Genomic DNA, 12,834 nt, shown 5'->3' with positions numbered 1-12,834 from the left:
CCTTTCTACTAGGTCAAATCTTGGTTGAAAGTACACCTTATCAATTTATTTGATGTTTACTTTTTCACCAGTTTCTTCACGGGAAATAGCCCGTATAAATGAATGCTGTAATACCTTTGCCAAATATGAGGAATACCATTACTACGGATATTGCCTATTGCCAGGAACTGCTACAAAATAATGAGCTGGTGGCCATACCTACCGAAACGGTATATGGACTGGCGGCCAATATTTTTAATGATACTGCGGTCCGGAAGATTTTTGAGATGAAAGGAAGACCTATGTTCAATCCCTTGATCGTACATATCCATCATCTAGATCAATTATCGTCATTGGCAAAATCGGTACCAGAGGCGGCCACAAAACTGGCGGCAAGATTTTGGCCAGGCCCTTTAACTTTAATACTTGAAAAGAATGCTTTGGTAAGTGATCTTGTCACCGCGGGGAAATCTACAGTCGCCATACGCATGCCCAACCATCCCTTGACCTTGCAGTTGCTTCAGGGGCTGGATTTTCCGGTAGCTGCGCCCAGCGCCAATCCTTTTACCAGGGTCAGTTCCACCTCGGCACAACATGTGGCTGACTATTTTGGGAACCGGATTCCCGCTATTTTGGATGGTGGCCCTTGTATGGTAGGGTTGGAATCCACCATTGTAGGATTTGATGGAGAAGCCGCTGTGGTCTATCGCAAAGGAGGTATTGCCCTGAAAGCCATTGAAGCTTGTGTTGGGCAGGTAAGTTTACTCACTAAAAATGAAGATGCCCCACAGGCACCCGGGATGTTGGCCAAGCATTATTCCCCAGGGACAAAACTAATCTTAAGTGATGATGTCTTAAAAACTATAGAAGGCTTTACCAGCCAAAAAGTAGGGGTACTGGCCTTTTACGAATCTAATTTTGCGAACGCCAGCATAGTAGAAACCCTTTCCGAAAAACAGGATTTGGATGAGGCGGCCCAAAAGTTATTCGCCGCATTGCATAGACTGGATCAAGCAGGGTTGGATGTCATTATTGCCCAACGGTTTCCCAATGAAGGATTGGGGATTAGTATCAACGACAGATTGGAACGGGCCGGGAATTAATGCCGAACGGGGGTTTTATGTAGGGCCATTTGAATGCGTTTTCTCGGAATATCCACGGATAGGACTTTCACTATAATCTGTTGGTGCAAGTGCACATGTTCGTTGACATCCTTAACGAAGCCTTCCGACAAATTGGAAACATGTATCAATCCACTTTCCTTAATTCCGACATCCACAAAACATCCAAAGTTGGTGATGTTGTTCACAATACCCGGGAGTAGTTGTCCTTCCCGTAGGTCTGTAATACTATTAATATTCTGGTCAAATGTAAACACCTTGGCTTTTTCACGGCAGTCCAGTCCCGGTTTTTCCAATTCGGAAACAATATCCTCCAAGGTGGGCAAACCTACGGTAGCGGAGCAATAGTGTTGTAATTCTATCTCCTTGAGCAACGTTTTATTACCGATTAGTTGGGCAATCGGTACCTTTTTGTCCTTTGCCATACGTTCCACTAGTGAATAGCTTTCCGGATGTACCGCTGAATCGTCCAAGGGATTTTGCGCCCCCTTAATGCGAAGAAAGGCGGCACCCTGCTCAAAGGCCTTTTCGCCCAATCGGGCTACATTTTTTATGTCCTTCCTACTTTTAAAGGGCCCGGTCTCATTTCTATACCGTACAATATTTTCAGCCAGTTTTAATCCAATACCGGAGACATGGCTCAATAGGGAAACACTGGCGGTATTAATATTTACACCCACTGCATTTACGCAACTTTCTACCACCGTATCCAGGGAGTTCTTAAGCTTTGTTTGATCTACATCGTGCTGATATTGGCCTACGCCAATCGATTTTGGATCTATTTTAACCAGTTCGGCCAAAGGATCTGCCAGACGCCGTCCAATGGATACCGCACCTCGCACGGTAACATCGTAATTGGGGAATTCGTCCCGTGCGATTTTGGAAGCCGAATAAATAGAGGCTCCTGCTTCGTTTACTACAAATACCTCAACAGCGTTTTTAAAGGCGATACGTTTCACCAATCGCTCCGTTTCACGGGAGGCGGTACCATTACCAATGGCAATGGCCTCTATTTTATAGGCATCGGAAAGCGAACTGATTTTTTTAATAGCACCTTTACTATCGTTCTGGGGTGCATGCGGATAAATGGTCTCGTTGTGCAGCAAATCGCCCTGGGCATCCAAGCAGACCAATTTGCAACCTGTCCTAAAGCCAGGGTCAATGGCCAGGATACGTTTTTCGCCTAACGGGGCACCTAACAACAACTGTTTTAGGTTTTTGGAAAATACTTGTATGGCCGCGTCATCCGCCTTCTCCTTTGCATTTTTTAGCAATTCGTTGGAAAGCGATGGGAATAGTAATCGCTTGTAGGCATCGGCAATGGCCATTTTTATGTGTTCGGAGCAGGTATTGTTGGTTTTTAGGATACGTTGCTCAATACGTTCCAAGACCTTTTCATCATCGATTTCGATTTTTACCCGAATAAACTTTTCCGATTCTGCCCTGAGTATGGCCAAAAACCGGTGTGATGGACAACGATTTAGCGGTTCGCTCCAGTCAAAATAATCTCGATATTTTTGGGCTTTTTCGTTTTCCCTTTCGGAGCCGATGACCTTTGTGATGAGAACGGCAAAACGTTCCAGTTGGTGACGCAATAGATTTCTGATGGATACACGTTCGTTGATCCATTCCGCAATGATATGCCGTGCTCCTTCCAAAGCTTGGTCTTCACTGGCAACATTTTTTCCAAGATAGTTGGAGGCCAAACTGTGGATAGTGTCGCTGCGTTGTGCCATGATAATCTTTGCCAAGGGCTCCAATCCATTTTTTCGTGCAGTCTCCGCCTTGGTCTTTTTTTGCTTCTTAAAGGGAATGTAAAGATCTTCCAGTTCGATCGTATCGGCAGCGGATTCCAGCTTTTCTTTGAGCTCTGGGGTCAATGCCCCTTGCTCTTCCACGGCTTTGAGAATGGCCTCCCTTCTTTTCTCAAGTGTTCGGAATTGCGCTCTGAACTTAACAATCGACCCGATTTGTACTTCATCGAGATTTCCTGTACGTTCCTTTCGGTAACGCGCGATAAAAGGCACGGTACATTCCTCGTCCAATAGTTTTAGTGTGTTTTCAACACCTTTTTTGGGAAGTTGGGTATGTTGTAAAACGTAAGATACTAAGGAGGACATTAAAGATGTAGGTTAGAATTAACTGATGGCACTACCGTTCTCGACCCCATCTTGATCAGGATTTACAAACACCAATTTACCTTCTTCATCTTCGGTCATTAGGATCATACCCTGACTTTCAACACCCCTTAACTTTCTAGGAGCAAGATTAACGAGTACGGTGACTTTTCTGCCTACAATGGCATCGGCTTCAAAACTTTCCGCAATACCCGAAACAATGGTCCGGATGTCCAGACCTGTGTCCACTTTTAAGACCATCAATTTTTTGGTCTTGGGCATTTTTGTTGCTTCGACAATGGTACCGACACGCATATCCAGTTTGGTAAAATCGTCAAAGGTAATCGTGTCCTTTTGTGGGTCAATTTCTTGTGTGGTTTCCATTGCGGCATTGGTTTTTTTGGTAGCTTCCAGTTTATCCAGTTGCTTTTGGATTTCATTGTCCTCGATTTTTCGGAACAGAAGTTCCGCTTTGTTGATTCTATGACCAGAGGATATTAGTATCTTGTTATCATTTACCTGTTCCCAACCGGTCTGGATTGCGTTCGACCCGATATTGAGGATGTTTTTTAGCTTTGTTGAAGTAAAAGGGAGAAAAGGTTCACTTAAAATGGCCAGTCCTGTCGCAATTTGCAGAGCAACGAACATTATGGTTTTTACCCTTTCTTCATTCTCTTTAATAAGTTTCCAAGGTTCTTCATCGGCCAAATATTTATTGCCGAGACGTGCAAGGTTTAAAAGCTCTTGGCTTGCTTCGCGGAATCGGTAACGTTCCAAGGAATTGGAAATAATTTGAGGATACTTTTGCAACTCGGCCAAGGTTTCCTGGTCGATTTTAGAAAGCTTGGTGGGTTCTGGTACTACCCCGTCATAATACTTATGGGTCAAAACCACGACCCGATTGATAAAATTTCCGAAAATGGCGACCAGTTCATTATTGTTCCGTGCTTGGAAATCCTTCCAAGTAAAATCGTTGTCCTTGGTCTCTGGTGCGTTCGCGGTTAATGTATAGCGCAGAACGTCTTGCATGTCCGGAAATTCCACCAAATATTCATGTAGCCATACCGCCCAATTCTTGGAGGTGGATAATTTGTTGCCCTCCAGGTTGAGGAACTCATTGGCCGGGACATTTTCAGGAAGTATGTAGTCCCCATGGGCCTTAAGGATGGCTGGGAAAATAATACAGTGAAAGACAATATTATCTTTTCCGATGAAATGCACCAATTTGGTATTTTCATCTTTCCAGTAGGGCTCCCAATCCTTATCTTCCCTTTCTGCCCATTCCTTAGTGGAGGAGATGTAACCGATGGGTGCATCGAACCAAACATACAACACTTTGCCTTCCCCTCCTTTCACTGGTACGGGAATACCCCAATCCAGATCACGGGTCACTGCGCGAGGAGCCAAACCGCCATCTATCCAGGATTTGCATTGGCCATATACATTGGGTTTCCAATCTTCCTTATGGCCTTCCAGAATCCATTTTCTTAGGAAATCCTCATAGCGATCCAGGGGCAGAAACCAATGCTTGGTCTCTTTTAAAGTGGGAACGGCACCGGTAATCGTAGATTTTGGATTTATCAAATCCGTTGCATTCAAGGAAGACCCGCAATTCTCACATTGATCGCCATAGGCTTCGTCATAGCCACAATTGGGACAAGTACCGATAACAAAGCGATCCGCTAAAAATTGTTTGGCTTCATCATCATATAATTGGGCCGTATTTTCTTCGATAAAATCCCCTTGTTCGTACAGCTTCTTGAAAAAATCCGAGGCGGTTTCGTGATGTACTTCGGCAGAAGTCCTTGAGTAGTTATTGAACGAAATCCCGAAGTCTTGAAAGGACTTTTTTATGATTCCATGGTATTTGTCGATAATCTCTTTTGGAGTTACCCCTTCTTTTTTCGCCTTCATGGAAATGGCCACCCCATGTTCGTCACTGCCACAGACAAAGGCGACATCATGGCCCGTTAATCGTAAATATCGGGCATAAATATCTGCTGGAACATAGACTCCCGCCAAATGCCCAATATGGATAGGCCCATTGGTATAGGGCAAAGCTGCCGTAATCGTGTACCTTTCTGGATTTTGTTGACTTTGAGACATCAAACGCGAATTAAGGCACAAAAATACAGATTTTTACCCGTGCATAACCGTATGCCAAAAAAAGAAAACCTTCGGCTTACCAATGGGCACACCGAAGGTCAAGTTGCAAAGTGTGGGGCGTGTTAAGCAACCATTACCGATTTGCTCATCTTTTTGTCCTGGATCTGAATACGATAAATGTATTTTCCTGTGGACAAATGTTCGGGCATTCGTTCCCTAATATTGATTTCTACCGATCCCTCGGCCATCATTTCATTATAAATGGTACCTACGTTTTGGCCAAGGATATTGTACAATTGAATATCCACATGGGCCGTAAACGGCATTTCCAAATAAATATGGGGCGCACTGTCCGTAGGATAAAATGGTTTATGAACCACAGCATTCAACAAATCCGGATTTGGATCCGTCGGTTCCGGTTGGGTCGGCAATGTAGGTTCACCATCACTGTAAGCAATGTCAGGGAAATCGACACCGCTACAATTAAAGCCCAGATTTACCGGTGCATACGGGTGATCCAACAAATGTTGTTCCACCAAGGGAATGTCCACACAGAGCCATTCCGCCAGAACAGTGGCATATAGATCCCTAAAATCCATGGTGTATTCCAAATTACCCCTGCCATCTGGATTGTCCAGTGTTGGGTGTTCCCCTACGAATGCGCTTCCGTTCAATCCTGATCCAAAGAACAATGTGGGGGCCGCCTTACCGTGATCCGTACCATTGGAGCCGTTTTCAAAAATTCGTCGCCCGAATTCAGAAAAGGTCATACTCAAAACTTTATCATCTTGTTGGGTAAAAGCGATATCATCGTAGAAATTATCAACGGCCACGGATAAGTTTGTCATCAATCGTTCATGGGCCAAGGGCTGGTTCCCGTGGGTGTCAAAACCTCCCATAGAAATCATATATACCTTGGTGCCTAAATTTCCTTTTATCAAACGGGCCAACAACGCCAATTGTCTTGCAAAACCATTGTCCTGATACTCTACTTGGTTTTGTCCACGCTCGTAGGCTTCATGGATAAGACCGGCATATTCATAGGTAGTATTGGCAACCCCTCTAAGGAATTTCAACTGGTCACCATACATACAATCCCCGAACAAGGCATCATCCAATCCATAGACCACACCTGATTCCGCAATTTCCTCCAACTGATCGATATTTGAGGTTACAAAGGCATAATTGGTCTCTTCACCTTGGAAAACCAAGTTTCCGAACTGCCCAATTTGTATGGCTGCCGGTGACGCAGGTGGATTAATCAAATAATCGGGATACAGGGTCTCAAAATGTCTTCCCATCCAACCGGTATCCAATCCGGTAAAACCGGTAGTCGTTAAATCTGTATTGGCATAAATATCCGACCCTGTAAAATGGGAAAGACTTTGGTTTTGATAGCCTACACCGTGTACGGCCTTGAATTGGCCATCGCCCCACATGGGCTCCAAGGCCTGCATGTAGGAGGGGACACCAAATTCGTCCGTTAACTTTAATACTTTACTCTCCGGAATATAGATGTTGGGCCTAGCATTGGCATAACTATCGTATTGTTCTATGGGAATTACGGTACTTAGTCCGTCGTTACCACCGGATAACCGGATCAAAATCAAGATATTGTCCGTTTCCGCTGCAGCAATTGCCGCGGTCAATGGAGAGGGAGCCGAGGCGGTCAACATGTTGCTTCCGAGCATCATGGAACCGGAACCGGCGATTCCCAAAGCCTGAAGAAAGGAACGTCGGCTCCAAGCTTTGTGTTCTAAATCGTGGCCCTCATGCTGAAGACCTTTATATGGAGTATTGTTGATATTGCACATAGTCGTAGGATTTATTTTAGTTGAAACTCGGGTTGTCTTGCCAAATACTGTAATAATAGGTATACTTGAAACGGTGCTGTCATCCAAGTGGCCAGTGTCCAAGTTTCATCATTTCCACCTTCATAATAGGTAGGGTCTATATCGCTTCTAAACGCGGCAAATGCCTTTTCGTATTCACCTTCATCCAATAGTCCTTTGGGAAGAACAAAATCGATGATAGGTCTGGCGATAACATCTGGATTATTGCTGGTCAACCCATCATTTCCAGTAAGGGAGAGTCCAAATGCCCTAAACTGCTCATTATTGTTCTGGTAGAAAGTTTCAAGAATGGTCTCTATGGTGAGCCAGCGTCCAATAATGAAATTGGTATTGATCCATGAACGATCACGTTGCCAACCGGCCACATCAAAGGGATCGAACATTTCCTGCCCCAATAGGCGGGTGTAGTTGTTGATCTCGCTCAAGGTGGTATCCGTATAGGCAAAACTGGTCTCCTTTAAGGTATTCAAATACATGTCATAGGGACTCTTGATAATAACACCAATGGCCTCGTCGTCAAAAAAGTGTTGGCTTTTGAACAATTGTGACAAAACCGGAGCTATTTCAAAATTATTGGCCACAAAAGTATCTGCAAGCTCGTTAATGATACCTTGAGGGTGCCCTGGCGGATAAGTGCCTCCAGGATTGTATTCTTCCCTTTTACTATCGGGATGTACAAAGAATTCATAGAATTTTGTACAAATAAATCTTGCGATACTTCCTGCCCTTTGCTCAAAAAGAATATTGATGACATCATCGTATCCCCAGTTCCCTGTCTGCCCTAAAATGGTCTTGTTTCCGGCATCGAAATTCTCAGCATCAAAGGCCACAGGAGAACAGCCAATTTCACCTCTTTCCACATAACCGGTCAGTGCTTTTGAGGTTTCAATAATATCCTCTTCGGTATAGGCATTTCCTTCGCCCAAAGTGAAAAGTTCATATAACTCACGGGCGTAGTTTTCGTTGGGGTTGTTACCATTATTGTAGGCTCCATCCAAATAGTAGAGCATGGCATCGGTCAATCCTATTTCACTTACGAACGTCCGGAAGTTCCCCAATGAATTTCGTTGTAGACAATTGATATAATGGTAAAGGAATGAGTTACAATTATATACATCGATCTCGGTGACAAAGTGATTGCTCCAAAAGAAGCTTAGCCTGTCCCTAAGATTATTGTCCAAAAGTGCATTGGTGTACGTTAGGCGCCATTCTTCCAGCTGTGCCCTTCTGACCTGTCTTGCCTGGTCATCATCGGCAGGATAGTTACTGTTGTTCCAATCCGCCCAGGCCGGAGCCGTTGATGGAGGCATGGCTACTGCCTGGTTGACCAGATTGTCCACCAGCGTTCCCGCATTTTGACCTACTGCTTGGTCAATGGTCTCTACCGAGGCGCTAAACCCCAGTCTTCTATACAAATGTGCCGCTTTGGTCCTGTCCAAAGGAGTATTGTACGGCGCCAATGTAGAGGTATTACAATTAACGAAGTATTCCATAGATTTTAGGCTTTAAGAACGTTCATGTGCGTAGGGGCTAATTCTTAACGCTTAAACTTTTTGGATAGTATCTTAATCGTTTTATTTTCGTTGTACTGAGGGCCAATTTACGATGTTGGGTGTAATAATGACGACAAAGCGTTGTTTTTTTCGATGAAATACACTCTTTTGATACAATTTCAAGGGGATTTATATGGGGAAGCATAATGAATTTGGAAAGGAAGGGGAGCAGATGGCAGTGGATTTCTTGATGGCAAAGGGGTATAGCATCAAGTATCGTAATTATAGATATCTAAAATCCGAAATTGATATTATCGCACAAAAAGGAAATACACTGGCCATCATTGAAGTCCGCGCTAGAAGTAATGATCAGATCATACCAATTGCCGAAACCATTACCAAGAAGAAAATCGGACTTTTGGCTATGGGGGCAGACCACTATGTAACCGAACAGGAGCTTGATGTCGAGGTACGATTTGATGTTATTACTATTTTAAAAAATCGTAAAATATTCAAGATCGAGCATTTGAAGGATGCTTTTTATCATTTTTAGGAGGGAATTACGCACAAAATTAATTGCAGAACAATTTGTTTTATTTGTAACAAAATGTTATTTTTGTACTTCAACTGAACCAAAAAATGAAAACAATTTCTTCCGTTGTAGAGCAATACATCAAAAAGAAACCTTTTTTGCAAAGCGCATTGGCACAGGGTATCATCAATCTGACTTCGTTATCGCGTATCGTGAAGCCGGAGATTGAGGAGGAATTGGGGAAGGAAATTCGGAATGGGGCCATAGTCATGGCTCTAAAGCGCTTATCCGATGACTTGGAATTTAGGGCCACCCATAAGATAATCAAGGTCCTAAAAAATATTGGGGAGATTACGGTCCGATCCTCGCTGACCGATTATACGTTCTTGGCATCGGATACGGTTCTTGTACAACAGGCCAAGCTCTTGGACGAAATCAATGCCAATCAGGATATTTTTTATACCTCTTCCCGCGGCGTGAACGAAATCAATATTGTTATCAGTAATAGTATGGATGAAATCGTAGAGCGACTTTTCAAAGCGGAAAAGTGTACCCAAAAGGCGGAGAATCTATCTTCCATCACGGTGAAACTTCCGGCGGAGAATGTTTCCGTACCGGGAATCTACTATTTCATTTTTCAGCGTTTGGCCTGGGAAGGCATTGTACTCTATGAGGTAATTTCAACGACCAATGAATTTACCATCCTTGTGGACGACGACCAAGTAGATGTGGCCTTTAGGACCATAAAGGATTTAAAGGCGCTTTAATTTTCATTTAGAAATTTAATTACTTCATTACTGTCCCCTAGCTTGGCAATTATCCGTTTCTCCTTGTCCAACACAAAATAGGTAGGGGTTTTTTCGATAGCATACAATTCGGCATATTCATTTTCCCACTTGCCCAAGGCCAGCACGTGCTCAAAATTTTCAAGTTTAGCCGATTCAATTTTCCAACGGGCATCATCATCTTCCAGCCCTACAGCAACCACTTTTAGATTAGACCACTGCTTTAGTCCTTCATGTAATCCCGGTAGATCTCCAAGACAATGCCCACAGGTACTACTCCAAAAGACCAGCATATAATACTTGGAGCCGTTAAGATCGCTTAACCTTTTAAGTGTATTACCATCCCTCCATTCTATTTCAGGAGCAATAGCCCCGAAGCGAAGACGATTATGGGTTTTAATCTCATTGATAATTTCCTGATTCTTGGCTGTCGTCGCCAAAGGGGTAAGATAATCTTCATAGATAAAGTCTGACAAGGTAGTATAATCGTTTGCCGCGGCTTGTTTCCAAAGTTGATGGAAAACATGAAATTTAAAATTTCTGGGGGTACCTTCCATATGCCTGTTTACTTCCCTAGTGTTTTCTTGCATTGCCCTTTCCGTTTCCAAAGGACTCATCTGTTCTAAGGGAAGTGCCGTATAAACGTAGTTTGAAATTTTATCCGTCAAGAATCCGGAAGCTTGTAGGGTCGGGTTTTTCAAGTCAAGTGCAGTAAAGTAGTTTGCCTTTCTGTTTTTTACATAATCGGATAAGGATTCATTTTTTAAGGGAATATGAGGTGAATTGGCCTTTATAAAATGTTGGGCCAGCATACCTTTGGATCGTTCCTCATAATCGGCCTGGGATGCCTCCAATGCCCTTATGCTCTTTTTAAACTCCTTGGAATGGGTCTTTCCCTCGGAATACAATCGGACAATCTCACTTTCCAGAGCATGGATATCCCTAAAATAGGTGTTGAAGATTTTATTTTCCTCGGAAACCAAAAAGTCGACCCCTTTGGAGGCATCAAAATGCAGTTGTATATCTTCCTTGCCGTTGTAGATGACATCAAAATAAAATTCATCCTGGGGAAGGGCGTACACCAAGCGGTAGATTCCGGGAGAACTATTTTCAGGAAGTACCAAGGTAAATTTTCCATCCTTTATGGCGCTATCCGCTACATAGGATTCCCCGCCCGGACCTAGATGATAGGCTATGAGCCAGTTGTAATTTTCCGCGGGTGAGAAAATACCGGATATGGTATGCCGGGCCATTACCGATAAGGTCAGCAACAAAAAAGGGAAAAGGACAATTTTTCGCATGTTCAAACTAAATCAAACATCTTACCAAAATCGCACGGAGCAAGAAATCGTATGGGGGAACATCACATCTCCCAACCTTCCCTATAGGTCCTACCTACAAATTGATTGGCCTCTTCCAAGTTGGTGATCCGCATGTTCTCCCCATCCCACAAGAGTTTTTTACGGGCGTAAAAATCCATTTTCCCATCACTGTTCTCCCTCCTCAACATATAACTACGGATGGCCAAGTTGCCCATTAAGACGGTTTCGGTCATGGGTCCTGCGTAATCGAAAGATGAGGTTAAAGCTTTGTGTTCAGGGCTATCAAAACCTGCCTTGCAGGCATCTACCCACAATCGCTGGTGTCCATATTCCGGCTCTTCGTTGTTTTCCACTTCGGGACCAAAATCGGTAGTACCATCGTTCAGATACAATTTGGGCGTAAGTGGGGAACTATCGTTGATATTGGTGGAAATAATACCCTTTTCCCCGATCATCAATACGCCATTTTGACTTCCGGGGCCACCAATGTCATTGTTGGCGGGAATAATATCAGGATGCGAAGGTCGAATTCCCCCATCGCTCCAAGTCATTTCTATGGGAGATTTGCTCTTTTCCGTTGCTCCGAAGTGCAAAGTGATAAATGAAGAAGGTGGGCATCCCTCAGGATGATAATCCGCCGTCCACATCTGGGTGTACACGGAACCTACGCTACATTCCGCATCGGTCGGATATTTTAATCCTAAGGTTCTAAAGGGAATATCAATCAAGTGGCAGCCTACATCTCCCAAGGCACCCGTACCATAATCCCACCAACCACGCCAGTTAAATGGATGTAGATTGGGTGTAAAGGGTCTATTCGGGGCGGGCCCTAACCATAGATCCCAATAGAGGTCATCAGGCTTTTTACTCTCGTCCGGCTCCGGCATGGCATACCCTTGGGGCCAAACAGGACGATTGGTCCATACCTGTACTTTGGAAATGGCACCCACGGCATCGGTATCCACCCATTTCTGTACCATATCCAACAATGGGTTGGAACCACCCTGGTTTCCCATTTGGCTTACAATTTTTTTATCCCTCGCCATTTGGGTAAGCTTTCGTGCCTCACTGATATTATGCGTCAAGGGTTTTTGAACGTAGACATGTTTTCCACGCTCCATGGCAAAGGCTGCGGCCGGACCATGCACATGATCCGGGGTCGAAATGGTGACCGCATCGATCCCTTTTTCCTTATCCAACATTTCGCGATAATCATTGTACAATTTGGCCTTGGGGAATGCTTCCACGGAACTCTTGGCAGATCCCGAAAAATCCACATCACAGAGTGCGACAACTTTTTCCCTTCCTTGAACCGAAGCATTCATGATATCGCTACGACCCTTTCCTCCGGCACCAATGGCCGCCAAATTAAGGCGATCGCTCGGGGCCAAATAGCCCGGTCCTCCAAGAACATGTCTAGGGACGATAAAAATTGAGGAGGCCAAGGCGGTTTTTTTGATAAATGATCTTCTGGAGGTATTTTTTTTGGTCTGCATGAGTGCTTTTTTAGAGGATTTTTTTAGTGC

The 12,834-nt window shown here is 44.0% G+C and carries 9 protein-coding genes; 3 read left to right on the top strand and 6 right to left on the bottom strand.

The features are described 5' to 3' along the window. Positions 1-125: 125 nt before the first annotated feature. Positions 126-1,082, top strand: a complete 957-nt coding sequence (locus ACO06Y_RS02640) for an L-threonylcarbamoyladenylate synthase (protein WP_422082273.1) — start codon at positions 126-128, stop codon at positions 1,080-1,082. Here ACO06Y_RS02640 and ACO06Y_RS02635 read toward each other — a convergent pair. The 4 genes from ACO06Y_RS02635 to ACO06Y_RS02620 form a co-directional block, all read right to left on the bottom strand. Then, a complete protein-coding gene (locus ACO06Y_RS02635) occupies positions 1,079-3,220 on the bottom strand; it encodes a Tex family protein (protein ID WP_422082272.1) in 2,142 nt (713 codons plus the stop codon). The genes ACO06Y_RS02640 and ACO06Y_RS02635 overlap by 4 nt on opposite strands. 18 nt (positions 3,221-3,238) lie before the next feature. After that, positions 3,239-5,323, bottom strand: a complete 2,085-nt coding sequence (metG, locus tag ACO06Y_RS02630) for a methionine--tRNA ligase (RefSeq protein ID WP_422082271.1) — start codon at positions 5,321-5,323, stop codon at positions 3,239-3,241. Positions 5,324-5,445: 122 nt separating this feature from the next. Continuing rightward, positions 5,446-7,137 carry a DUF1501 domain-containing protein gene (locus tag ACO06Y_RS02625; protein ID WP_422082270.1) on the bottom strand — a complete coding sequence of 564 codons (1,692 nt, stop codon included), beginning with the start codon at positions 7,135-7,137 and terminating at the stop codon, positions 5,446-5,448. Between the two features lie 11 nt (positions 7,138-7,148). Further along, positions 7,149-8,669 (bottom strand): DUF1800 domain-containing protein, encoded by a 1,521-nt coding sequence (locus tag ACO06Y_RS02620; RefSeq protein ID WP_422082269.1) that lies wholly within the window; start codon positions 8,667-8,669, stop codon positions 7,149-7,151. Between the two features lie 193 nt (positions 8,670-8,862). On the opposite strand from ACO06Y_RS02620, the gene ACO06Y_RS02615 reads away from it, so the two are divergent. Next, the gene (locus ACO06Y_RS02615) at positions 8,863-9,222 is read left to right on the top strand and encodes a YraN family protein (RefSeq protein WP_422082268.1); all 360 of its coding nucleotides are present in this window, start codon (positions 8,863-8,865) and stop codon (positions 9,220-9,222) included. Positions 9,223-9,308: 86 nt separating this feature from the next. Further along, positions 9,309-9,968, top strand: coding sequence for an aspartate kinase (locus ACO06Y_RS02610; protein WP_299529903.1), 660 nt, complete (start codon positions 9,309-9,311; stop codon positions 9,966-9,968). On the opposite strand, the gene ACO06Y_RS02605 is transcribed toward ACO06Y_RS02610, so the two are convergent. After that, positions 9,965-11,287, bottom strand: a complete 1,323-nt coding sequence (locus ACO06Y_RS02605) for a TlpA family protein disulfide reductase (RefSeq protein WP_422082267.1) — start codon at positions 11,285-11,287, stop codon at positions 9,965-9,967. The genes ACO06Y_RS02610 and ACO06Y_RS02605 overlap by 4 nt on opposite strands. 62 nt (positions 11,288-11,349) lie before the next feature. Continuing rightward, complete coding sequence (locus ACO06Y_RS02600; RefSeq protein WP_422082266.1) at positions 11,350-12,804, bottom strand: Gfo/Idh/MocA family protein; 1,455 nt, start codon at positions 12,802-12,804, stop codon at positions 11,350-11,352. Between the last annotated feature and the right edge of the window lie 30 nt (positions 12,805-12,834).

Source organism: Ulvibacterium sp., from assembly GCF_965228935.1.
Lineage (GTDB): Bacteria > Bacteroidota > Bacteroidia > Flavobacteriales > Flavobacteriaceae > Ulvibacterium.
Note: the sequence above shows the minus strand (reverse complement) of the source record. Positions and strands in the feature narration are given on the sequence as shown.

What these genes read in the sequence shown, in the direction of transcription:
- ACO06Y_RS02640 (WP_422082273.1), top strand. Translation starts at nt 126, where the DNA reads ATGAGGAATACCATTACTACGGATATTGCCTATTGCCAGGAACTGCTA.
- ACO06Y_RS02635 (WP_422082272.1), bottom strand. Translation starts at nt 3,220, where the DNA reads ATGTCCTCCTTAGTATCTTACGTTTTACAACATACCCAACTTCCCAAA.
- metG (WP_422082271.1), bottom strand. Translation starts at nt 5,323, where the DNA reads ATGTCTCAAAGTCAACAAAATCCAGAAAGGTACACGATTACGGCAGCT.
- ACO06Y_RS02625 (WP_422082270.1), bottom strand. Translation starts at nt 7,137, where the DNA reads ATGTGCAATATCAACAATACTCCATATAAAGGTCTTCAGCATGAGGGC.
- ACO06Y_RS02620 (WP_422082269.1), bottom strand. Translation starts at nt 8,669, where the DNA reads ATGGAATACTTCGTTAATTGTAATACCTCTACATTGGCGCCGTACAAT.
- ACO06Y_RS02615 (WP_422082268.1), top strand. Translation starts at nt 8,863, where the DNA reads ATGGGGAAGCATAATGAATTTGGAAAGGAAGGGGAGCAGATGGCAGTG.
- ACO06Y_RS02610 (WP_299529903.1), top strand. Translation starts at nt 9,309, where the DNA reads ATGAAAACAATTTCTTCCGTTGTAGAGCAATACATCAAAAAGAAACCT.
- ACO06Y_RS02605 (WP_422082267.1), bottom strand. Translation starts at nt 11,287, where the DNA reads ATGCGAAAAATTGTCCTTTTCCCTTTTTTGTTGCTGACCTTATCGGTA.
- ACO06Y_RS02600 (WP_422082266.1), bottom strand. Translation starts at nt 12,804, where the DNA reads ATGCAGACCAAAAAAAATACCTCCAGAAGATCATTTATCAAAAAAACC.